The sequence below is a fragment of the Pseudomonas sp. RL_105y_Pfl2_101 genome (assembly GCF_963970585.1).
In the GTDB taxonomy this organism is placed as follows: domain Bacteria; phylum Pseudomonadota; class Gammaproteobacteria; order Pseudomonadales; family Pseudomonadaceae; genus Aquipseudomonas.
On record NZ_CAXAPG010000021.1, the window covers coordinates 1 to 23115 of the forward strand.

The 23115-nt window shown below is 58.5% G+C and carries 19 protein-coding genes; 10 read left to right on the forward strand and 9 right to left on the reverse strand.

The window, feature by feature from the left end; genetic code table 11:
• Positions 1-613: 613 nt before the first annotated feature.
• Together lgt and AACY31_RS19805 are read right to left on the reverse strand one after the other, a co-directional pair.
• Entirely contained in the window at positions 614-1423 is an 810-nt protein-coding gene (gene lgt / locus AACY31_RS19800) for a prolipoprotein diacylglyceryl transferase (protein ID WP_339478909.1), read from the reverse strand.
• A gap of 594 nt (positions 1424-2017) precedes the next feature.
• A complete protein-coding gene (locus AACY31_RS19805; RefSeq protein ID WP_339478912.1) occupies positions 2018-2605 on the reverse strand; it encodes a TetR/AcrR family transcriptional regulator in 588 nt (195 codons plus the stop codon).
• Between the two features lie 148 nt (positions 2606-2753).
• Between AACY31_RS19805 and AACY31_RS19810 the strand changes: the two genes are divergently transcribed.
• On the forward strand, positions 2754-3170 hold the full coding sequence (locus tag AACY31_RS19810; protein WP_339505008.1) for a 4-oxalocrotonate tautomerase: 417 nt from the start codon (positions 2754-2756) through the stop codon (positions 3168-3170).
• Between the two features lie 77 nt (positions 3171-3247).
• On the opposite strand, the gene AACY31_RS19815 is transcribed toward AACY31_RS19810, so the two are convergent.
• Positions 3248-3607 (reverse strand): DUF6124 family protein, encoded by a 360-nt coding sequence (locus tag AACY31_RS19815; RefSeq protein WP_339478914.1) that lies wholly within the window; start codon positions 3605-3607, stop codon positions 3248-3250.
• Between the two features lie 485 nt (positions 3608-4092).
• Here AACY31_RS19815 and AACY31_RS19820 point away from each other — a divergent pair, with 485 nt between their 5' ends.
• On the forward strand, positions 4093-5178 hold the full coding sequence (locus AACY31_RS19820; protein ID WP_339478916.1) for a sensor domain-containing diguanylate cyclase: 1086 nt from the start codon (positions 4093-4095) through the stop codon (positions 5176-5178).
• Here AACY31_RS19820 and AACY31_RS19825 read toward each other — a convergent pair.
• The 3 genes from AACY31_RS19825 to AACY31_RS19835 are packed head-to-tail and all read right to left on the reverse strand — an operon-like array spanning position 5162 to position 10738.
• Positions 5162-7513 (reverse strand): TonB-dependent receptor, encoded by a 2352-nt coding sequence (locus AACY31_RS19825; protein WP_339505009.1) that lies wholly within the window; start codon positions 7511-7513, stop codon positions 5162-5164. The genes AACY31_RS19820 and AACY31_RS19825 overlap by 17 nt on opposite strands.
• A 1-nt stretch (position 7514) precedes the next feature.
• A complete protein-coding gene (locus AACY31_RS19830) occupies positions 7515-9902 on the reverse strand; it encodes a hybrid sensor histidine kinase/response regulator (RefSeq protein ID WP_339505011.1) in 2388 nt (795 codons plus the stop codon).
• A complete protein-coding gene (locus AACY31_RS19835) occupies positions 9902-10738 on the reverse strand; it encodes a response regulator transcription factor (protein WP_445261567.1) in 837 nt (278 codons plus the stop codon). The genes AACY31_RS19830 and AACY31_RS19835 overlap by 1 nt, the downstream gene beginning before the upstream one ends.
• Before the next feature lie 200 nt (positions 10739-10938).
• Here AACY31_RS19835 and AACY31_RS19840 point away from each other — a divergent pair, with 200 nt between their 5' ends.
• Positions 10939-11343: a DUF488 domain-containing protein gene (locus tag AACY31_RS19840; RefSeq protein WP_339478921.1), complete on the forward strand. Its 405-nt coding sequence runs from the start codon at positions 10939-10941 to the stop codon at positions 11341-11343.
• A 430-nt stretch (positions 11344-11773) separates the two neighbouring features.
• On the opposite strand, the gene AACY31_RS19845 is transcribed toward AACY31_RS19840, so the two are convergent.
• Entirely contained in the window at positions 11774-12319 is a 546-nt protein-coding gene (locus tag AACY31_RS19845; protein WP_339478922.1) for a DUF4256 domain-containing protein, read from the reverse strand.
• A 139-nt stretch (positions 12320-12458) separates the two neighbouring features.
• Complete coding sequence (locus AACY31_RS19850; RefSeq protein WP_339478923.1) at positions 12459-13580, reverse strand: hypothetical protein; 1122 nt, start codon at positions 13578-13580, stop codon at positions 12459-12461.
• Between the two features lie 122 nt (positions 13581-13702).
• On the opposite strand from AACY31_RS19850, the gene AACY31_RS19855 reads away from it, so the two are divergent.
• From AACY31_RS19855 to AACY31_RS19865, 3 genes are all read left to right on the forward strand, one after another.
• A complete protein-coding gene (locus AACY31_RS19855; protein ID WP_339492339.1) occupies positions 13703-14236 on the forward strand; it encodes a GNAT family N-acetyltransferase in 534 nt (177 codons plus the stop codon).
• Positions 14237-14466: 230 nt separating this feature from the next.
• Positions 14467-14883, forward strand: a complete 417-nt coding sequence (locus AACY31_RS19860) for a VOC family protein (RefSeq protein ID WP_339478927.1) — start codon at positions 14467-14469, stop codon at positions 14881-14883.
• Between the two features lie 133 nt (positions 14884-15016).
• Positions 15017-16099 (forward strand): transketolase-like TK C-terminal-containing protein, encoded by a 1083-nt coding sequence (locus tag AACY31_RS19865; RefSeq protein ID WP_445261568.1) that lies wholly within the window; start codon positions 15017-15019, stop codon positions 16097-16099.
• Between the two features lie 11 nt (positions 16100-16110).
• Here the strand turns inward: AACY31_RS19865 and AACY31_RS19870 are convergent, their stop codons facing one another.
• Positions 16111-16563, reverse strand: coding sequence for a MarR family winged helix-turn-helix transcriptional regulator (locus tag AACY31_RS19870; protein ID WP_339478929.1), 453 nt, complete (start codon positions 16561-16563; stop codon positions 16111-16113).
• A 173-nt stretch (positions 16564-16736) separates the two neighbouring features.
• Between AACY31_RS19870 and aceE the strand changes: the two genes are divergently transcribed.
• The 4 genes from aceE to dctM all read left to right on the forward strand — a co-directional run bounded on the left by aceE (position 16737) and on the right by dctM (position 23024).
• Positions 16737-19406 carry a pyruvate dehydrogenase (acetyl-transferring), homodimeric type gene (aceE, locus tag AACY31_RS19875; protein WP_339478930.1) on the forward strand — a complete coding sequence of 890 codons (2670 nt, stop codon included), beginning with the start codon at positions 16737-16739 and terminating at the stop codon, positions 19404-19406.
• Between the two features lie 643 nt (positions 19407-20049).
• Positions 20050-21045, forward strand: a complete 996-nt coding sequence (dctP, locus tag AACY31_RS19885; RefSeq protein ID WP_445261569.1) for a C4-dicarboxylate TRAP substrate-binding protein DctP — start codon at positions 20050-20052, stop codon at positions 21043-21045.
• A 66-nt stretch (positions 21046-21111) separates the two neighbouring features.
• On the forward strand, positions 21112-21744 hold the full coding sequence (locus AACY31_RS19890) for a TRAP transporter small permease (protein ID WP_339478932.1): 633 nt from the start codon (positions 21112-21114) through the stop codon (positions 21742-21744).
• Entirely contained in the window at positions 21741-23024 is a 1284-nt protein-coding gene (gene dctM / locus AACY31_RS19895; RefSeq protein ID WP_339478933.1) for a C4-dicarboxylate TRAP transporter large permease protein DctM, read from the forward strand. The genes AACY31_RS19890 and dctM overlap by 4 nt, the downstream gene beginning before the upstream one ends.
• Positions 23025-23115: the final 91 nt, after the last annotated feature.

Sequence of the window (23115 nt, forward strand, 5' to 3'; positions counted from 1 at the left end):
AGCAATCGTTGGTTACATCTTTGATTTCTCGCGGAGTAACTTGTGATGCTGATAATCTGTTGACTAGCAGTCTGACTCCACAAGCACCCACACGAATTGCTTGATTCAGTTGTTAAAGAGCGATTGGTTGAGCCTTTCGTCTCAACCGAGGCGCGCATTCTACAGCACCTCTCCTTAAAAGCTACTGATTTTTTTAATATAATCAATTGCTTAAGCCAAACGCTGCATCGAAGTGCTCGTTAGCGGGAGGCGAATAGTACAGCATTAAAGTACGTGGTCAACCCCCATCTAGAAATTTTTTCTTACCAACGCGCCTGGTTGCCACTATGAAAACGTCCAAGGTCTGTACAAAGCACCAGGGCAGCAGAGTGCCCAGACCACGTCGTCCCAAATCGCGTTTCGGTCGAAACCTGCTCCTATCCAGCAGTCTGGCAATTTGGGGGACGCACCATCTCAAGTAATCGCCACCGAATGGGGTCATCTGAAATAGTCGCTTGGACTGTCGAAATATTGTCCACTCAGAACTCGCCTTATTTAAGCTAGGCAGGCATCCACATCTGCTGCCGTATCTGTGGCAAGGTCTCACCCTTCTTACCCACAGCCGACCGATTGCCTAACTCGTTTGCTCGCATAGCAATTTTCTGCCACTCCGCTTGGCTAGAACCATGAGCGTCAGCCCGACGAGAACAGGCGGAATGCTCAACAGTTGGCCAACGTTTAGTGGCAGGGGATAGTCATAGCTGGCTTGGTGCATCTTGGTGAATTCAAGCAGGAATCTCGCCGAGAAGACTGCTGACAAAAACAACCCGCTCAGGAACCCCGGTTCCAGGGTGGTGCGGCGTTTCTGGTACAGCAAGAACATCAGCAAAAACATTACAAAATAGACGCATGCTTCATAGAGTTGTGTGGGGTGCCTAGGCAGCGTATCAATTCGGGAGAATACAATTGCCCATGGAATATCCGTCGGAACACCGGCGATCTCAGAATTGAAGAAATTGCCCACTCTGATCAGGCCGCCGCCCAAAAGAGCTACTATGGCAATCCTGTCCAGCAGCCAGAGATAGCCTATGTCGGAACGACGTCGGCAGAATAGATAGAGGCTAAGGGCGAGTCCAATAGCGCCGCCGTGGCTTGCTAGCCCGCCTTTCCAGATGGCTAGGATTTCCGCAGGATTGCTGAAGTAAAACGCTGGATCGTAAAACAGCACGTGCCCAAGCCGGGCGCCGAGCACTGTACCCAAGCCGAGATAGATCAGCAGAGCGTCCAGGTCACCCTCAGGCTTACCTTCTCGTCTGAAGATAAACCTCATTATTGCCATACCGAAGCCAAACGCGGCTGCGAACAGGACGCCGTACCAGTGGATATCGATCACTCCGAACCGCATCAGTACAGGGTCGGTGTTCCATACAAAATACTGCTCCATCGCGCAATCTCTCCTTGGCTAGCAGACGCTTCCACTTGCAGTTATCCCGTTCCCTGTAAATCAATGCGCTGCAGATGAAGCTTCGTGGGCCGCAGGCTCCGCCACAGGAATCAGTTCGCAACCATATCAGCTCATCGGCATTGGAGCACTTAGCCGCAGGGATCAGGGCAAATGGCATAAAAGTGATTGATAGCTGCCTGAGTCACACAATGTGAGTTGGGCGGACGCCGCTGTACGCAGGTTAGTCGACCGACGAGCTAAGAAATCGGCGCGCCCGAGGGCGCCCTGCACACAGCCACCATCGAGTGCAGGGATGAGGGATACCTGACTGATGGACGCTTGAGCGACTTAGCAGCGACGGGCGACTAAACCCGATCACTGATGAACAGTGACAGGACCCAAACTACCGACGCGGTCCCAGGCGAACAAGCCGGCGGGTTCTGGCGTAGTTGTAGGCAATGGCGCAAGGCGACGTGGGCTTGGGGTTCTGGTCGTCCAACGTCTTACGGCCTAGCGACTGGAATCTTTCAGACTGCTTACCCATTCAAGTCGCAGGGCTTTCTAGAGCTGCTGTTGCGAGTCACGCACTCTGGCTCACGACGGGTCTCGATAACGATGCCCAGACAGTAATGTCTGCTGCGCCGCGGCTGCGATTTTTTCGGCCACTGCCGGATCGGATACCGCTCGTGCGAGTGTTACGGCACCAACCAGCGTGGACAATGCGAACAGGGCTTCACCTGTGTCGGCAGGAGCGTGCTCCGACGTGGGGCCGGCCACGATCAAGGCGGCGACGTTGAGCAGTTCAGCCTCAAACTCCGCGCGTGAGTTGGGATCAGACCTGGAAATTTCTGACGCAAGACTCTGCAGGGCGCAGCTCTCTGACAGTTCGCATTTACGCTTCTCTCCCAAGTAAAAACACACGAACTCAGGCCACCAGGTGTGCCCGTGCTGGCCTTGGAAGTGGCGCACACCGTCCTTGAATTCAGCCATCCCCTGTGCGACCGACTCACGAAATGCAGCAGCCTTGGAGTCGAAGTGGGCGTAGAAGGCGCCGGACGTAACACCTGCTTCCTTTGCCAAGCCATCCACACCAATACCGCCAAAGCCGGCTTTGCGAAAGCCACGGCCTGCGGCATCGAGAATTCGTTGACGCGTCTGCAGCTTTCGTTCGGATCGAGACATGCATACCTCCCTACAGGATTCCGGGCGAGTGAAATCCAGATTGTACTTGGCAATGTAACGATCGTTATGTAAATTGAAATAACGATCGTTATCTTACGGTCGATGCGATCGCCGATGCGACGTACAGCTCGCTTACAGGAGTATGGAAATGCCTCTCACCCTTACGCTTACTGAAGGTGTCCTGCCTAAAGGCAGCGAGAACATTGCTTTCACCCAGCTGTCTGACGCCATGCTGAGGTGGCATGGCCTGAGCGGCAACAAGGCCATGACCCCGAACATCGTCGGTTCCATTCATGTTTTGACCGCAGAAAACACCTTCTCTGGCTCCACCGAAGCGCCTGTCGCTTTCATCGAATGGAAGGTGCCTGCCTTTGCATTCGCCAACCGCGAAATACAGATTGGCTACATTGAGGAAGTAACCAACATTATCCATGAGATGTCCGGCGGCCAACTGCCCAAGACAAACATCTGGGTCAACATCGTGCATGCCGTAGACGGTGCTTGGGGTATTGCTGGCGAGGCGATGACCAATCAGCAACTCGGAGAGGCCATCGCAAGGGGTTGATCCGACTTGAGACAGTGAAAAAGGTCTTGCTTGGCAAGACCTTTTTTTGACCGAAGAACAGGGTTTACCCGCCGAACCTACCTGACCTCAACAATATCCAACGCCCGATTAGCCAACAACTCACTCACCTCAATCACCTGCAAAATCCCCATCGCAACCCGCCGCCGCGACCCATCCAGGTCAAACGCCAAATCACTGATCATGGCATTCGCCGAAGCCAAATTCTCACTGAGATTCGCCAACAAACACTCAGAATCCACACTCGGATCAATCCGAAAAATGGAGTCCGACTTGTCAGACGTTTCGCTCTTAGGCTTGGGTTTCAGGTAGTAATCCAACGCTCGCGTGGCAGCATCGTCGATTTTTTTGTTGCGAGCAGACTGAGCCCGGGAGACATGCTCGTTCGTATCAGGAGGATTCGGAGTATCTTTTGCCATCGTCTTGCTTCCTGTAATTGGAGCCATCACCCGCTCGCTGCTAAACGATGGGAGGCAGCTGTACGCAGGTTAGCAGACCGGGGAAACAAGAAACCGGCGCGTCCGGGGACGCCCTGCGCACAGCCACCATCAAGTGCAGGATGGAGATTCCTGACTGGATGACGCCTTGCACAACCTGTTTCACCACGAGCTGCTAAACCCGATCACTGATGAGCAGTGACAGGTCCCAAACTACCGACGCAACCCCAGGCGAACAAGCCGGCGGATTCTGGCGTAGTTGTAGGCAAAGGCGCAAGGCAACGTCGGCTTGCAAGCCGCAGCCGCCCAATGTCTGACAGACCCGACTGACCCATGGGAAAAATCTTTCCAATCCATCCCCTCCCGCAAAGCTCCCATCCGCTCCAGCAAAGTCCTCGGCAGTTCCGCGCCTCGATAATGCTCCGCTTACTCACCCAAGCGCTGCAACCGAGCACCGTGTACCCCCCATGAACCTACGCACCTTCATCCGTAGCCACTGCCTCAACTCCAGGCTCGCCACGAATGCCCTGACTCGGCTGCACAAGGCGCTCTCATCCCTGGCCGGCTATCTGGCGCAGCAAGGCTTCGACTCCGAAACATGGCCGGCCACCCGTGACGAAGCCACGCTGGACCGTCGCCTCAACACCGTCTGCCCAGAGCTAGCCGCCACCGTATTCAGCCACGCCCGCGAAGGCATCATCCTTGTCGACCCATTCGGCCGGGTCATCGCCGTGAACGAGGCCTTCACCCGCCTCACCGGTTACGGTCAAGACGAGCTCAAAGGCCGCGAGTTGAACTCCCATCGCATGGTCCGTCGGCTCACCGCTTTTTACGCACCAATGAAAAACGCGCTGGATTTCCACGGCCATTGGTCCGGCGAAATCCAAAGCAACCACAAGGATGGCCGGGAAATGACCTCGCGGATCAGCATCAGTTCGGTGCATGACCGTCACGGCAATGTTCAGCACTACGTGGCGCTGTTCAGCGACATGACGCAGATAAAGCAGCGTCTGCAGTTGCTGGAGCGGGATGCGCGGTATGACGCGCTCACGCAGTTGCCCAATCGGTTGTTGTTGGCCGAACGGATGCGTCAGGCGTTGGGCAAGGCGCGTATTTATCAGCAAAAGGTGGCGATTGCGTTTATCGACCTGGATGGGTTCAAGGCGCTAAACGACAGTTATGGCCATGACTGGGGGGATCGGGTGTTGCAGATTGTCGCGGCGCGGATCAATGCAACCTTGCGTGAGGGCGATACGTTGGCGCGCCTCGGGGGCGATGAGTTTGTTGCGGGGCTGGTGGGTTTGCAGGCGGTGGAGGACAGCGAGTCGTTGCTCACGCGGATGCTGGTGGCGGCGAATGCGCCGATTTTGATTGGTGCGCAGACGGTGGAGATTGCAGCGAGTATCGGGGTGGCGTTTTTTCCTGAGCATGGGCATGAGGTCGATGGGCTGATCAGCAAGGCAGATCAGGCCATGTACCTGTCGAAAAAGGCCGGCGGTAATCGTTTGGCGTTTTGTCCGACGCGGTTTATTTCGGTCAATAGCGAAGCCTGACGGTGGTGCCGAGGGTTCGTTCGCTGCCGGTCATCACGCCGTAGTCGCCAGCGCCAAGCAGTGAATACACGGCGGTGATGTAGTGTCGGTCGAAGACGTTGCGCACCCAGCCTTCCACTTCCCAGGCGCGGTCCTGGCTGCGCAGGCCCAGGCGCAGGTTGGTGAGGTCGTAGCTGGGTTGATAGCTGCCTTCGCCGCCTTCGAGGGTGCCGGAGTAGCCGGTGCGAAAGCTGTAGTCGATGCCGCTGTAGGCTTCCAGCCCGCAGGGCAGCGGGTGGATATGGTCGAGGCCGCTGCTGAGGTTCCATTCCGGCGCGTTGTAGAGGCGCTCGCCGCTGAGGTCGCAGGTCCATTGGCCCGAGGCCGGTGGGCATGGGGCGTTGGGGAAGCGGCGGTAGCGGGCATCGCTCCAGGCCAGACCCAGGCGTCCGGTGAGTCGGGGGGTGAGTTGCCAGGCGGAATCGAGTTCGATGCCGCGCAGGCGGACCTTGCCGACGTTGATCAGGTTGTCCCGCAGTGGGGGCGCGAACACCGACGTGGGCGGGCTGTAGGTGAGCGCTTGGTAGTTGTCGACGTCGGTCTGGTAGACGGCGAGGTCGAGCAATGCGCGCTCGTCCCAGAAGCGTGTCTTCATGCCCAGTTCCAGGGACGTGGCGCGCTCTGGCTCGAAGGTCGGCGCGGTGAACGGGCCGACCACATCGAAATTGATGCCGCCAGCCTTGTAGCCCCGCGACCAGCTGAGGTAACCCATCACCGCCTCGCTAAAACGGTAGCTGGCGCTGAGGAGGCTGGAGACGTTGCTTTCTTTAATCGAATCCTCGCGGTAGTAACCGCGGCCGAGGGCGATGTCGCGCAGCAATTGCCCTCCGGCCTGGAACACCGGGGGCAAGCCGGTCAGCGGGGCGAGGTTGCTGGCGTCGCGGGAGATCCAGCCGTCCTTGCGCTCTTGGCTGTAACGCAGGCCGGCGGTGAGTTCCAGCGGCTCAATCGGGCGCCAGGAAAGCTGGCCGAAAATGGCTCGGCTGTCGCCCTTCTGCTCGCCGTCGTAACGTTGTTGGGCGCCATTGAGCAGCACCGAAGGCACCTGCCTCGGATCGGTGAAGGTGATGCTATAGAGTTTCTTCAGTTGTTCAAGTTGATCGCCGACGAACCAGGACGCGGCGTCCTTGCCGTATTCGACGTCGATCTCACGGTCGAGCTGTTGGCGCAAGTAATAGAACCCCGCTACATAGTCGACGGACGAGCCGGCCGTACCGGACAGGCGCCATTCCTGGCTGAACTGTCGGTGGTTCAATTCGGCTTCGGATTGCATCACTGCACGTGCGGTACTGTCAGCGTCGCGGTCGGCGCGGTAGTCCCAGTCGCGGTAGGCGGTGATGCTGGTCAAGCGCATCGCCTCGTCCAGGTCCCAATTCAATTCCAATGACACGCCATTCTGCAGGGTTCGCGGATGGCCCGGCGCGTCGATGCGGGATTCGCGTTTGTAAGGATCGGGTTCCGCCAGCGGATACCCGGCAAACTGGGCGCGCTTGCGGGTTTGCTCGCTGTAGTGATTGACCAGCAGGACGTTGCCGGCTTCGTTTTGCTCGGCATGGTCGGCGATCAGGCGCGCACTGAAGTCGCTGTTCGGTGTCCACAGCAACTGGCCGCGCAGGCCTTGGCTGTCGGCGTCACCTAGGCGGCTGCCGTCTCGCAGGTTTTCCACGGAGCCATCGCTGGAGCTCTCGAACACATTGAGTCGACCGGCGAGCACGTCGCCCTGCAGCGGTCCGGAAATCGTCCCGCGATATTCCCGCAAACCGTGTTCACCGTAGCGGGCTTCCAGGTTGGCTTCGGGCTGGAACGTTGGCTGGCGGGTGATGATGTTCAGCGCGCCCGCCGTTGTGTTCTTGCCGAACAAGGTGCCTTGCGGCCCACGTAAAGTTTCGATGCGCTCGATGTCCATCATTTCGGTGAAGGCCATGTCTTGGCGTGCCTGATAAACGCCATCGACGTAAGTGCCGACGCTGCCTTCCAGGCCATCGTTGTAGGCGGTCGCGCCGAAGCCGCGCAGGCCGAAGCCGGCGTAGCGGGCGTCGTGGCCGGAAACAATCAAGCCGGGCACGCGCCGCTGGATGTCCTGGAGCCGGTGCAGACCGGCCTCGTCCAGTTGCTCGCCGTAGAGGACGTTGATCGGGATCGGCACGTGCTGTGGGTCTTCTTCGCGGCGCCGAGCGGTGACGGTGGTTTCGTCGAGCGTGAGGGCGGTGGGCGCCTCTTGTTCGGCATGCGCCGGCGCCCAGGGCAACACTGAAAAACTGCCAAGTAACAGCAGAAGGTAACCCAAACCTCGCATGCTATCGCTCCCAAGCCGTCGCGCGGCGTACCGTGTCTGGGCGGGCCAGTGCCTTGACCCACGCCAGCAGTTCACGGCTGTCGGCGGGTTTGAGCAGTACCGCGTCAAAGGCCAGATCCTTTGGATAGCTTTCCGGTCTGCGCGGCGGGATCGCTGAATAAAGCATCACCGGCAAATGGCGCCAGCGTTCGCGCACCTGGCATAGCAGTTCCCAGCCGTCCATGCCGGGCATCATCTGGTCGCTGATCAACAGGTCGACCGGCTGTTCTGCCAGGCAGGCCAAGGCGTCTTCGCCGTTTGCCGCCATGCTCACGTCGAAACCGTAGCCGGCCAGCAGGTCGTAGAGCCAGTCGCTGTTCTGCTCGACGTCGTCCACCAGCAGCACGTGCTTGCCCTGGCCGTCAAACGGCGTGGCGTTGTTATCGACGATGCCGTTTTCCAGGTCGTGTTCCTGGGCGCACTTCAGTTGCAGGCGAAAACTGAAGTGGCTGCCCTGCCCCGCCGCTTGCGGTTCGAGGCGGCTGTCCATGCGTTCCAGCAGTTGCGTGACGATGGACAGGCCCAGCCCGCTGCCTTCGTAGCGTTGCACGTTGTGGCCGCGGCGGAACGGTTGCAGCAGTTGTTCGAATTCTTGCGGGTCGATGCCGATACCGGTGTCGATCACGCTCAAGCGCAGCCCCACGGTATCGGCGCTTGTCCCTGGAAAAGCGCCCACTTGGAAACGGATCTGGCCGTTGCGGGTGAATTTTGCCGCGTTCGCCAGGAGGTTCATGAGGATCTGCCGCAGGCGTTTGAAATCGGCCTCTACGACTGGCGGCAAGTCGTCCGCCAAAACAGCCTCGAAGCGGTTGCCCTGGCGCGCGGCGAGAAAGCTCGCTTCATCGGCGATCTCTTTGAGGAAGCCATACAGATAACCCGGCGCGAGGGTCAGTTGCATCTGCTCCAGCTCGCCACGGGAGAATTCGAGCATCTCGTCAATCAGCTCCAGTTGCTGGCGGGCGTTGCGCTCGATCGTCGCTTGATAGTCGCGGTTGGGCCCGGCGTGCAACAGGCGCGCGTAGTCGATGATGCGCACCAGGGGCGAGCGCAGGTCGTGGCTGATCCGCGCCATCAAGGCACTGCGCGCCGCGAGGGAGTCGCGCAACTGCGACGTGCGCAGCGCCACGGTGCTTTCCAGCCGCGCCTGCTCGGCTTGGCGTTGTTGTTCGAGGGTGGACAGGGCCTGTTTTTCCCGGTGGCGGCTGCGGCTGACTTCCATGATCAACGTGCACACCAGCAACGCTACACCCGGCAATGTAGACGATAAGCTGTGTTTGCTTTGCGGCGACTGCCAGGGCAATTGCTCCTGGGGGAAGAACAGCCGCATCAGCAGTTGCCCAAGCAAGAGCCCCGGCACCAGCCAGGCCATCCAGCTGTAGCTCAGTCGTCTGCGCCTGGCCATGAACAACGTGGCGAGCAGCACACCGTAGAAACTTTTCAGGGATATCTGGACGATCTGCGCACCCTGGACGGGATCGACTTTTAGCCACCAGAGTCGGCCAAGGATGCAACCCAACAGCGGCAGCCAATAGCTCCAGCCGATGATTCTGGGCAGGCGGGCAACCTGCAACAGCACGCGCATGTAGGCGAGGAAGAGTACGAACGAGGCCGCGCTGGCGCAGGTCAGTAGCTCGCGCGTCCAGCCGAGTGCGGTGGGCCAATAGATCAGATAGCCGTTGAGGATGCACGTCAGCAGGATGTAGCTCAGGACCGCGCCCGCGTTCACGCTCAGCAGTTGGGAGCGCAGGATCCAGCCGACGATGAAACCGAACGGGACAACCAGCAGGACAATGCCGAGGGTGAGCCCGTCGCTCAGGAAGGTCTGTTGTTGACTGCGCAGCAGCGCCGGTTCCGACCACAGTTCCGGCTCCAGCAACATCTGGAAATTGCTCGCCACGCGGATGAACAGCGTGGCGCTCTCCCCTGCTGGCAAAGAGACCGGGAACGCCGGCTGACGTGTCGCCGGCTGGGGCCATTCGGCCAAGGGATAAGCGCCACCGGCATGGGCATCCAGCCCCGGTTGATAGACGCGGAGGTCTTCCAGGCGCGGCGCGCCGACCACCAGCAGGCGCGAACACGCCGCAGTGCTTGAGTTGCTGAGCTGCAATTTCAACCAGAACGCGGAGCGGCTGTAGCCTTGGGTCGGCCAGCCTGGAGTGGCGGCGTTGAAACGTGTTTCGGGCAGTTGCGCGACGTCATCCAGGCTCAGGCTGGCCTGGGTGTCCTCGAAAATCTGTATCGCAGGCATCAGGTCCAGGTGATCAGCCCGGCAGATATCCACAGGCGCGGCGCGCAGCAAGCCTGTGGATAACAACGCTATCGTCAGCAATAAAAACTGTAGAAGCCGCATCAGGCGCGCCCGGCCGACTCGGTTTCGGTGATGCCCAGGGCTTGCTGGCGAAACTGGCTGGGCGTCATGCCGATTCGCTGACGGAAGGCCGTGGTAAAGTTGCAGGCGTTGCGAAAGCCCACCAGCTCGGCCACGTCCTGCACGCTCATCACGCTTTCGACGAGCAAATCCTGGCCACGCCGCAGTCGTGCGTCGCGAATGTAAGCGAATACGGTCAGCCCCAAATGCTCGCGAAAGATCCGCGAGAGACGTTTCTCGTGGGTGCCGACTTTTTGCGCCAGATGGGCCAGGGAGGGCATGTCATCAAGGAGGCCTTCAATCAACCGCATCGCGGCACGCAGGACGATCTCGTCGCCCTCCGGCTCCGGATCGACCGGGTTGTGTTGAGCGGTTGACGGCGCGCGCCAAGTCAATTGCAGGTGAATCTTGATACGCGCCAGCACTTCCTCGGGTGCGCAGGATTTGGGGATGTAATCCACCCCGCCCACGGTGAGCCCTTCCAGGCGTTCGATGGCGCTGTTGGCCGATGACAGAAACAGGATGGGCGTGTGCCGGGTCGCCGGGGCCTCGCGCAACAGCCGGCACAGGCTGAAACCGTTCATGTGCGGCATGTGCACGTCCAGCACGATCAAATCCGGACGCAAGGCCAGTGCCCGCTGATAACCCTGATGAGCATCGCTGGCCAGGGAAATGCGCCAGGGTTGCGTCTTCAATAGGACGAGCGTCGCACGGATATCTTCCGGGACATCGTCGATCAGCAGAATATGCGGTGACTCGGACGACACCGCCGCGCCTCCAGCCATCGCCGCCCGCCTTTCGTATCGTCCGTCGTCCATTCGCTACGTTCTCTTATCGTGCGTTTACCAATTGATTGCCGCAAAGCAACAGTTATTGCAAAACCAATTGGTGGATCGGTAAAAATCGTTATACCGATAGCGGCAGGTGCGGCGAAGACTTGAAGGCGACAGGTTACCCATGGCCGCCTCATTGCCGACGGCCTATGCTGAGACGGTCTCACTTCGACAGGCAGGTTTCGATGATCCAGTGCAAACGCGCCTATGAAACAGCCAGCGCCGAGGATGGCGTGCGGGTTCTGGTGGACCGCTTGTGGCCGCGTAATTGCCGCAAGGATGCGTTGGCGATTGCTGAGTGGCTGCCGGAGGTTGGGCCTTCCCATGAGCTGCGCAAGGCGTTCAAGGCGAGGGTTGTTTCGTTTGAGCAGTTCAAAGTCGCCTATCGCAAGGAACTGGCCGCGCAGCCGCAGTGTTGGTGGCGGTTGGTGGATGTTGCACAAGGCGGCAACCTCACCCTGGTGTATGCCGCCAAATCCACGGTCGAGAACAATGCCGTGGTGTTGGCTGAATGGTTGGAGAATGAGGTGGAGAAACGGGCAGACGCGAGTTCACCGGTTTGCTATCGATTCGAGTTTCCGGGCCACTGATGTGAGCTGAATCCAATGCCGCTTAGTGGGGTGTTGCGGGCGCCTTCTGGAAATCACCAAACTCATCCTCGCTGTCGACCTCGACCTCGACCACGTGATCAAACTCCAACAGATAACTCTCGGTCACATGCCCGCCGGGAACGACGTAGCTCGCCAGCAGCGCGTGCAGGTCGTTACACAGATCGGTCCTCGATTGATAGACGCCGACACCGTAGTTGGGATCGAAGAGTCTCCCCGTCTGACCATCGTCAACTCGTGGTAAGGGCGCTAGCTCCCGCTCGACTGTACCGCAGGAGCTGTGTAGGAGCTGTCGAGTGCAACGAGGCTGCGATCTTTCCACTCCCCATCGAATCAAGAGCAAAAGATCAAGATCAAAAAATCGCAGCCCAGAGCGCGAGCAAGCGCCCTCGCCACAGGTTTGGGTCGCCCTTTAAACCTGTAGCAACCCACGAAACCCACGCGCCGCGTAATACGACTGCACGCCATTGTGGTAGATGAACACCCGGCCATAACGGTAGTCGCCAAAAATCGCCCCATCGAGCGAGCGAAGCGCTGGAGGGGTTGCCAGCCAACTGGATGTCTTGGCATCAAACTCGCCGAGTGTTTGCAAGGCTCGGTACTGGTCTTCCGTCAGCAGGGCAATGCCCATTTCTTCGGCCATTTCGACGGCACTGCCTTTAGGTTTGTTCTCCTTGCGTGCGTCCAGGGCGGCGCGGTCGTAGCAGAGGCTTCGGCGACCGGTCGGGCTTTCTTTGGCGCAATCGCAGAAGGTGACAGCGCCGGTTTTCGGATCGAGGCCGATCACGTCGGGCTCGCCTCCGCTGGCTTCCATGGCCTGGAGGGATTTTAGTGCGTTGGGGTTGGTTTCGAGCCGGCTTTGGACGTCGCCCCAAGAGATGCTTGGGTGGCGTTGGGGATTTTGGTCGAAGCGGCCCTTCAGGGTGTTGAGCAAGTTTTCTTGTTCTTGTTTTTTCATGGTCTTGAAATCCATTGATGGTCGGTTGCAGGCCCCGCGTTTTTTGCCCACCGGAGGCTAGAAAAAAGATCCGTTAAACACTTGGGTATTCTGGAATTTTGAGTGGCCCGCCACGGCGTTCGTGTATTGCTCGACCAGGTCAGAGGTTCCAAGATCGATCAGTTCGATTGAGTTGGGCGCGGTGACTGATTTCGTCATCGGTTGAATGACCAGGCCTCTCACCAAGGGTGGGCCAGGGTTGATCAATGCATTGAGAATTTTGATCACCATGGCTGTTTTTGCGTAGACATCCGTCGTGGATGTGCTGGAAAGATTGGCGTTTTTCCCCAGCAAGCCAATCTAGGCAGTGAAAGGCCCAGCAAGGAGACATCTGCCACCCATACTTGGCTTCGTTGAGTTCAGCATCCACGCTGCCTTTGCATTCAACGATGATGTATTCCTCCACCACGCCGCTTTGCAGATTGCGTTTGACCCATATCTGGTCGATCCCATTGTTGCGCCCCGAAGACGCCTTACCGATTTTCATCTGGTATTCATTCCCGAGCACGGTAATCAGTAGCTTTGCCGCCGCATACTCCCCCCGGGTTTCGCTGCCAAAATGCACGGCGTTGGATTTCTCCAGGTTTTGGAAGTGGTTTTGAATCCGGTCTCCTGACTTTCGATCATGCACGGAGAACTTATGAGAGATGCCGCCGTATGTTTGTAGCCAGTTGTAAATCTTCGTTTGGGCGGCGGGGTCCGACTGGAGCAGATTCCAATAACTCAATGCAATCGGGTCAGGAATGGCTTGGCACAAGGCGGCTCTACGCTCAATAACCTGCTCGGCTGCGTAGGTGGTAATCGGGTTGGTTGTTCCAAACACTTGCGCGACATCTGGGTGGTAGTAGCTACCTTTCGTGAACTGTTTGTCACGGGCTACCGCCTCCTTGATCTTCACGGCATCCTCGGTATCCAGCAATACCAGTTGATCCACCCGATCAGAATTCCCAGGGTCAGAGGGAATACCGTGCCTGTTGGTCATTTGATGTCGTATAGATCGCCATTCCTGCCCGTTGGTATTCACCTGCGTAATGCCAAGGCTCCCTATCGGGGTAAAGGGATAGCTGCCGGTCGTCAAGGTCAATGGTTTAGAGTCAAACTCGGTATCCGGCGTAAAAAACAATGTGGTTTTTTGACCGTCTCGCCGCTCTTTGGGGGCCAGCGCCAGGATTTTTTTATTCAGCGCTTCGTCTTGATTGGTGTAGTCGTTAAGGTGGTTCATTGGAATCCCTCCCGATGTTGCATCCAGAGCGAATACTTCACTCTAGACAGCGTATTTCGCACCGTCCAGCGAGGGACCTTGTTCCATATTGCCCGCCAAAATGAGGCCTGGAGTGCAGCCCAATGATTACAGAAAACGCTTCAGACTCGTCCCTGAGTTTTCGTCCAATCAACCTTGATCAGGACAGCGACGTTTGCGTGCATTTCTTTGAGGACATGCTGCTGTGTGCGTTTGGTTGCCCACAACAGCTTCACGGCCCCGAGGGTAGGCAGCGATACCTTCAGTCGCTGCAAAAAAAAACAGCCGAGGTGCCTGGCGGCGTTGTCCATGCCTGGGATGAAACACGGATTGCGGGGCAGATAGAGATGTCGCTGCTAAAGACAGCACCTGCCGTGGGTTACATCCACTTTTTCTATCTCACCCCTGAGTGGCGATCCCGCGGTGCTGGGAAGTTGCTGCTGGCTTACGCGACCAACTTTCTTGCAGGGCTGGGCTGCGAGCGAATGAGATTGTCGGTGAGCGAAACGAACCAGAGGGCGGCGCAGTTTTATAGTCACCATGGTTGGACGGATATCGGGCCCAGACAAGATAAGCCAGAACTGCGCTTGCGCTTGATGGAAAAGCCGATTGGCTCGGCGCAAACGGCAACCATTTGATCAAGATTTTCCAGGAAGCCTTCAGCCTCGGTTGAATCATGTTTTTCGCACGGAATCAGAAGCATTGATAGCGTGCGGCATTTCTGTTCCAAACAGCGCGGGTTCGAGGTGGATGTGCCTGCGCCTTCGCGAGCAAGCTCCCACAGGGTTTTGTGTTGCGATAACATTCCAGCATCAATCGCTAAGGTGAAGTAACCCGTAGCGTCCATCACTGAACACATGAGGCCCGTATGAAAAACTTCACGATTCAACGTATTGACCACATCGTCCTGCGCGTAAAAGACATCGAGCGCAGCCTCGCTTTTTATACGTCGGTGCTTGGCTGTGAACTCAAGAAGCGTCGGGACGATCTAGGCATGGTTCATCTGGGCACCGGTGTTTCGATGATTGACCTGGTGGCCATCGACGGGCCTCTCGGTCGACAGGGAGGGCCGGCGGCCGGTAAGCAAGGGCACAATGTCGATCACCTCTGCCTGCGCATCGAGCCGTTTGATGAACAAGCCCTCCTCGCGCATTTGGCCTCGACCGGCCTGACCGTTGAGAAAGCGCAGATGCGCTATGGCGCGGAGGGCAAGGGCTGGTCGATCTACTGCTTCGATCCGGATGGCAATCAGATCGAGTTGAAGGGGCCAGCGCTGGAGCCCTGAGTTCAACAGGCTCGGAGCCCGCTCGCGCGCTTGCTGCGAACGCTGACACCGAGGCAAAACCATTGCACTTGCAATTACATTGCAAGGTGCAGTAGGGTCCCGGCATTACCCAATGCACGGAGCGCCTTGGTTCATGATCGGTTTTTCCACTTTCAAAAAAACACCTGACACAGGGCGAGCTGCTCAGGTATGCATCGAAAAAATCCGAACGTATACGGCTTGCGCATCTCCGCTCTACACCATGATCGATATTGCCAATCGATTGGAAAGTGATTCAGGTGCCGCCCAAAATATTTGGGTCATACGCACCCACCCGCAGTCGGACGACATAAAGCAATCCCGTATCAGCGCCTGGCCCCTGCGTTTCAGCGCCACAGCCCGCGCCAGTGAAAAACCATTGCTGTACCTGACCCGTTCCGCGACGTCGGCCGAGCTTTGCGCGCTGTCCAGTGAATCGGCCAACCGGGGCATTTTGTGCAATGACATAGAGACCTCGCCTTCGCGCTGGCCCAAGGGTGCCCATCCCTGGGTACCGCTCTGGTTGGTCGCCAACCCGCAATGCCTGCCGTTCGATCCCGCCAGCGGTGCCGAGGCGCACGCCATTGCCCTGGCGGCTTTGCAAAGTTTGTATGTAGAAGGCAATGACGGCTTTTACTACATGGCGCTTCACGACCAACCCGATGACTTCATCACGCCCACCGACCCCCTCTGCGCGAGCCAGGCCCTCAAGGGCATGTACAGGCTGGCCGAGATCGATACCGATTCAGCGCTCCCACGGGTGCGCTTGCTGGGTGCGGGGTTAGCCTTGCAGTCAGTGGTAGCTGCGGCGCACATGTTGCGCGACGACTGGGGCGTCGCCAGCGAATTGTGGAGTTGCCCCAGTTACACCCGTCTGGCCCGCGACGCAGATGAAGCGCAACGCTGGAATCGCTTGCATCCGGGGATACCGCGACAGTCAGCGCATTTGCTCGATTGCCTCGACACCGAAGACTGGCCGGTGGTGGCCGTGACCGGGTATGCCCAGCATGTCGCCGAGCAGATCGGAGCACATGTCAGATCACAGTTCGTGGCGCTCGGAGCTGGCTCGACCGGCCCCGCCATGGGCAAGGTGGATAAGCACTGGATCGTGGTGCTGGCCCTGCAAGCCTTGGTTCAGGAAGGCGCCATCACCCAGGCGCGTGTCGAACAAGCCATGGCGCGGTATCAGTTGCCATGAGCAGGTCGGCGTCAGCGCGCTCGTCCGCTGTTGCGCGCAGCACTGGCCGCTCGCTCCAGCGCGTCACTGAAGACGCGCTGCTGTGCGCCATCGAATTGCGACAAGAACAACTCGTCCACTGCCCCTTCGTAAATGTTCCACATCTTTTTGCGCAATACCTTCCCGTGCTCGGTGATGGCGGCGTATGCGCCTCGTCCGTCATCACTGGCGCGGCTGCGCGTGACCAGACCTTCGGCCTCCAGGCGGTCCACCAGGCGAGTGAGGTTGTAGCGCTCGATGGCCATGACGTCGGCCAGTTCACTCATGCGGCGTGCGCCGTCGGGGCCGCTTTCCAGGCCCCATAACGCGTCGTACCAAGCGTAGGCAGGCAGCCCGGCAGCGGCCAGGCGACGCTCTATTTCACGGATCAGGCAACGGTGGGCCCTGACGAATCTGAACCAGGTATCCGGCTCGCTGGAAGACATGCAGCACCTTTCTGATGAAATCGATTTAGTTGCAATTGTAGCGCGCGGCAGGCTAAGTTCTCATACATAGTTGCACATGCAACTACAAAATCTTGAAGGCTGGCGTCGACCCACGCCCCTTAGTCAGGCACCAAACGACTCGGTGCTGCAGCACTGTCCAGGAGACGACAACGATGGCACAACAATCCATGTTTCTCGACGAGGATCCACAAGAGACTCGCGAGTGGCTCGAATCCATTGAATCGGTGGCGAGCGTCGAAGGGCGCCCTCGCGCCCACTACCTGATTGACCAGATGCTGGATTTCGACGCCAACCGCCATGGCGACTTTTACGGGCGCGTCACCACGCCCTACGTTAATACCATTCCACTCGACCGTCAGCAGCCTTATCCAGGCGACCTGACCATAGAACGCCGGATAAACGCCTACATCCGCTGGAACGCGTTGGCCATGGTGCTGCGCGCCGGCAAGCATTCGAACGTGGGCGGGCACATCGCCTCCTATGCCTCGGCGGCCGTTCTCTACGATGTGGGTTTCGAGCACTTCTTCCGTGGCCGCACCGAGCAGTTCGGTGGCGACATGGTGTACATCCAGGGCCACTCCTCGCCGGGCATCTACGGGCGCGCCTATCTGGAAGGCCGCCTGGACGAAACACAGTTGGACAACTTCCGCCGCGAGACCGACCGCGACGGTGTTTCATCCTATCCGCACCCAAGGCTCATGCCGGATTTCTGGCAATTCCCCACGGTATCCATGGGGCTCGGGCCGATCACCGCCGCGTACCAGGCGCGGTTCATGCGCTACCTGGAAGATCGTGGGCTGAAGGAACATCAGGGGCGCAAAGTCTGGGCGTTCCTCGGTGACGGTGAAATGGACCAGCCGGAATCGCTGGCGGCAATTTCCCTCGCGGGCCGGGAGAAGCTCGACAACATTATTTTTGTCGTCAACTGCAACCTACAGCGCCTCGACGGACCGGTACGCGGCAACAGCAAGGTGATCCAGGAATTCGAAAGCCTGTACCGCGCGGCCGGCTGGAACGTGATCAAGGTGATCTGGGGCAGCGGCTGGGATGCCCTGCTGGAAAAGGACAAGAGCGGTCTGCTGCGCCAACGGATGATGGAGTGCGTGGACGGTGACTATCAAAACTACAAATCCCAGAACGGCGCCTATGTGCGTGAGCATTTCTTCGGCAAATACCCCGAGTTGCAGGCGCTGGTCAGTGACCTGAGCGATGACGACATCTGGAAGCTGTCGCGCGGCGGCCATGACCCGGAGAAGGTCTACAACGCCTACACTGCCGCCATGCGCCACACCGGCGGGCCTACGGTTATCCTGGCGAAAACCGTGAAAGGCTTCGGTATGGGCGAAGCGGGTGAAGGCCAGAACATCAACCACCAACTCAAAAAGATGGGCGAGGACGCGGTCAAGGCGTTCCGTGATCGTTTCGGCCTGGACCTCACGGACGATCAGTTGGGCGACATGCCCTATCTCAAGCCCGCAGCGGACAGCGTCGAAGCCCTTTACCTGCAAGCCCGGCGCACTCAGTTGGGCGGCTACGTGCCTGCGCGCTTCAGTGCGGTGCAGACTTTGCAAATCCCGCCATTATCGACCCTGGATACCCAGCTCAAAGGCACCGGCGAGCGGGCGATCTCCACGACCATGGCCTTCGTGCGCATCCTCGGCACCCTGCTCAAGGACCCGAACATCGGCAAGCTGATCGTGCCAATCGTCCCGGACGAATCACGTACGTTCGGCATGGAAAGCCTATTCCGCCAGATCGGTATCCATTCCCATGTCGGCCAGTTGTACACGCCTCAGGACGCCGGCCAACTGAGCTATTACAAGGAAGCCAGGGACGGCCAGATCATGCAGGAAGGCCTGAACGAATCCGGCGGGATTTCTTCCTGGATCGCAGCGAGCACTTCCTACAGCACCCATGGTGTGATGACGGTGCCCTTCTACATTTTCTACTCGATGTTCGGCTTCCAGCGCGTCGGCGACCTCGCTTGGGCGGCAGGCGATGCCCGTGCCCGGGGGTTCCTGCTCGGAGCCACGTCCGGACGGACCACGCTGATGGGCGAAGGCCTGCAACATGACGATGGTCACAGCCATGTGCTGTCCTCCACCATCCCCTGCTGCGTGTCCTATGACCCGACCTATGCCTATGAACTGGCGGTGATCATCCAGGACGGCATGCGGCGAATGTATGTCGACAACGAGGACATTTATTACTACATCACACTGCTCAACGAAAACTACGCTCATCCGCCCATGCCCGAAGGGGTCGAGCAAGCTATTTTGAAAGGCATGTACCGGCTCTCAGCCCCTGCGCAGCCCATCGAAGGCAAGCATGTGCAACTCATGGGCTGCGGTTCGATCCTGCGCGAAGTCATCGCCGCCGCGCAGTTGCTGGAGCAGGACTTCGGCGTCAGCAGCGAAGTATGGAGCGTCACCAGCCTGACCGAACTGCGTCGGGACGGCCAGAATGCCGAACGCTGGAACCTGCTCCATCCACAGCAGACACCTCGTATCAGCCATGTTGAAAGCTGCCTGCTGGATAAACAGGGGCCAGTGGTGGTCGCGACCGACTACATGAAGATATTCGCTGACCAGATCCGCCCGTTCGTGCCCAAACGCCGCTTCGTGGCCTTGGGCACCGACGGCTTTGGCCAGTCTGACACTCGTGAATCGCTGCGCAGGTTCTTCGAAGTGGATCGCTATTTCATCGTATTGGCGGCCTTGAAGGCGCTGGCTGATGACGGGGGGATACCGCGGGAAAAAGTGGCCGAGGCGATTGTGCTTTATGGCATTGACCCGGAGAAGCAGAACCCGGCAGCGGTTTGAGCCCTTCCCTCTTGCAGCAGCGTCCCCGGGGGCGCTGCTGTGACCACCCAAGATCAAAAACTGTGGGAGGCGGTAACTGCGGAAGATAAACGCCCTGCCACAGGTTTTGTTCAGACTTCGCCTGCCTGGCTAGATCCGAGGTTTGCGTCGTCGACGCCAGACAATGCCCACCGCCGCAGCCACGCCCCCCGACATTGCCAAACAACCAGATCGCCAAGTTGCCGCTCTGGTCTGCTTCGTGCTCGTAGAACGGCCCGAAATAACGACCAACGGCCATGAACACCAAATTAAATGTGCCGACCGCCAACACGATGATCTGGAAGACGAGCCTAGCAGTCCCCCTCACCCCATGGATTCACTGGCCAGGGATTGAAAGCCAGTAGCCATCACCGCTCCTTTATGGTTTCCTGCCCCAGACACGGTTGTTGACTGAAACCTTTGGAAATGAGCCGTTTGTGATGTTTCAGCCCGACGCAAGGAAGGCTCTAGCGCAACCCGTCGAGACGAACAGCCGAATGGCGGTTTTTCCCGTTGAGCGTCGCCGACTAGTTGTTTTTCTGCCTAGACTCATCATTGTTCCGCCGTGCGCTGTGTTTTGAATGAGCCCGCACGAAAATATTAAAAAAAAAGAGGAAAGCCCGTAATGTTCAAACCTATCTGGAAAGCGCTCGCTTGCACATTGGCCCTTAGTGCGATGAGCACGGCCATGGCGGCAGATCCGGTGGTGATCAAGTTCTCCCATGTGGTCGCCGAACAAACACCAAAAGGCCAAGGCGCGCTGCTGTTCAAGAAACTGGTGGAAGAACGGTTGCCAGGCAAAGTAAAGGTTGATGTGTACCCCAACTCCTCGCTGTTCGGCGATGGCAAGGAAATGGAAGCCCTGCTGTTGGGGGACGTGCAGATCATCGCGCCATCGCTGGCCAAGTTCGAGCAATACACCAAGACCGTGCAGTTGTTCGATCTGCCGTTCCTGTTCGATGACATTTCCGCGGTGGACCGCTTCCAGTTGAGCCCTGAAGGCCAGAAGCTGCTCAAGTCCATGGAAAGCAAGAACATTACCGGCCTGGCTTATTGGCACAACGGCATGAAGCAGCTGTCGGCGAACAAACCGCTGCGTGAACCCAAGGATGCCCGCGGCCTGAAGTTCCGGGTACAGGCATCGGCCGTGCTGGAAGAACAATTCAAGGCCGTGAACGCCAACCCGCGCAAGATGAGCTTCGCCGAGGTCTATCAAGGGCTGCAGACTGGCGTAGTCAACGGTGCGGAAAACCCCTACTCGAACATCTACAGCCAGAAAATGCATGAAGTGCAGAAGTACATCACCGAATCCAACCACGGTGTACTCGACTACATGCTGATCACCAATACAAAGTTCTGGAATGGCCTGGACCCAGACGTTCGTACTGAACTGGACAAGATCATCAAAGAAGTCACGACTCAGGTGAACAAGGAAGCCGAGCAACTGAACCAGGACGCCAAGCAGAAGATCGTCGACGCCAAAACCACCGAGATCATTACCCTCACGCCGCAAGAGCGTGCCGAGTGGCGCGACAAGATGAAACCGGTATGGAAGAAGTTCGAAGGTGATATCGGCGCTGACCTGATCAAAGCCGCAGAAGCCTCCAACAAGGCCCAGTGATTGGTTGGCCGACGTTGCCACCCTGGCAGCGCCGGCCTGTCGTCCCCCACCAGGAGAGGTCACTCCATGAACGCCCTTCGGCGCACCTGGGAACACTTCGAGGAAGGTTTCATTGCCTTCCTTCTGGCCGCCATGACGTTGGTTACTTTCGTCTACGTGGTCCTCAACAATCTCTACAGCGTGTTCTACAGCCTCGGTGACAACTGGCCTGCCGCGAGCGAATCGATGTTCGCCATTGGCGACTCCGTCATGGGCATGGCCCAGGCGATGACCTGGAGCAGCTCTCTGACCAAGGCATTGTTTGGCTGGCTGATTTTTTTCGGGCTGTCGTACGGCGTGCGCACGGCCGGGCACATCGGCGTCGATGCGCTGGTGAAACTGGCGAGTAAACCGGTCCAGCGTTTCATTGGCGTCATCGCTTGCCTGTGCTGCCTCACCTACGCCGGGTTGCTGGCGGTGGCAAGTTTCGAATGGATCAACACCCTGATGATTGCCCAGATCGGCGCCGAGGATCTCGGCCATTACGGCATCATGCAGTGGCACATCGGGTTGATCGTGCCAGTAGGGTTCACTCTGGTGTTTATTCGTTTCGCCGAAATTCTCGTGCGCATCCTGATGAATCGCCAGACCGGCCTGGGCCTGGCCGATGAAGCGGCCGAAGCCATGAAGTTGACCGAGCACGAGGAAGACAAGCCATGACCATTGCCTTCCTGTTCATCGCACTGTTCGTGCTGATGCTCATCGGCGTGCCCATCGCCATATCGCTGGGGCTGGCCGGTTCGCTGACCATCATTTTCTTCAGCCCCGACTCGGTGCGCTCCCTGGCGATCAAGCTGTTCGAAACCTCCGAGCACTACACATTGCTGGCGATTCCGTTCTTCCTGCTGGCTGGCGCGTTCATGACCACGGGCGGCGTGGCGCGGCGGCTGATCGACTTTGCCAACGCCTGCGTCGGGCATATCCGTGGCGGCCTGGCGATTGCCGCGGTGCTGGCATGCATGTTGTTTGCCGCGTTGTCGGGCTCAAGTCCCGCGACAGTAGCGGCGGTCGGCTCCATCGCCATTGCCGGGATGGTGCGCTCGGGTTATCCACAGGCCTTTGGCGCAGGTATCGTGTGTAATGCCGGCACCCTGGGCATCCTGATTCCACCCTCGATCGTGATGGTGGTATACGCCGCGGCGACCGAAACATCAGTGGGCAAGTTGTTCATGGCCGGTGTAGTACCCGGCCTGCTGCTGGGGGTTTCACTGATGGTGGCGATCTACGTCGTCGCCGTGAAGAAAAACCTGCCAGCCATGCCCCGGGCGACGTTCCGTGAATGGTTGACCACCGCGCGCAAAGCGATCTGGGGTCTGTTGCTGATGGTCATCATCCTCGGCGGGATTTATTCCGGGATGTTCACCCCGACCGAAGCAGCCGCGATGGCGGCGGTGTATTCGGCGTTCATTGCGTTGTTCGTCTACAAGGACCTCACTTTTCGCGAGACACCGAAGGTGCTGCTGGAGTCGGCCAAGCTGAGCATCATGCTGATGTTCATCATCGCTAACGCCATGCTCTTCGCCCATGTGCTGACCACCGAGCAACTGCCGCAGCAAATCACGGCATGGGTGATCGAGGCCGGGTTAACGCCGGTGGCCTTCCTGCTGGTGGTGAACATTGTGCTGCTGATCGCCGGTGCGTTCATGGAGCCATCGGCGATCATCCTGATCCTGGCGCCAATCCTATTCCCCATCGCCATGAAGCTGGGCATCGACCCGATCCACCTGGGCATCATCATGGTGGTGAACCTGGAGATCGGCTTGATCACACCACCGGTGGGGCTGAACCTGTTCGTCACCTCGGCGGTAACCGGCATGTCCCTGCCCGCCACCATCCGTGCGGCCATGCCATGGTTGATGATTCTGCTGACGTTCCTGATGCTGATCACCTATGTGCCGTGGATCTCGATGGCGCTACCGAATTGGTTGGGGATGAATTAAGCCCGACAAACACACACTGCGTGGCGAAAGCGTAACGCGCCTCGCCACGCAGGTGTTGGGCCAAACACGGGTGTTGTGTCTTCGAATAATA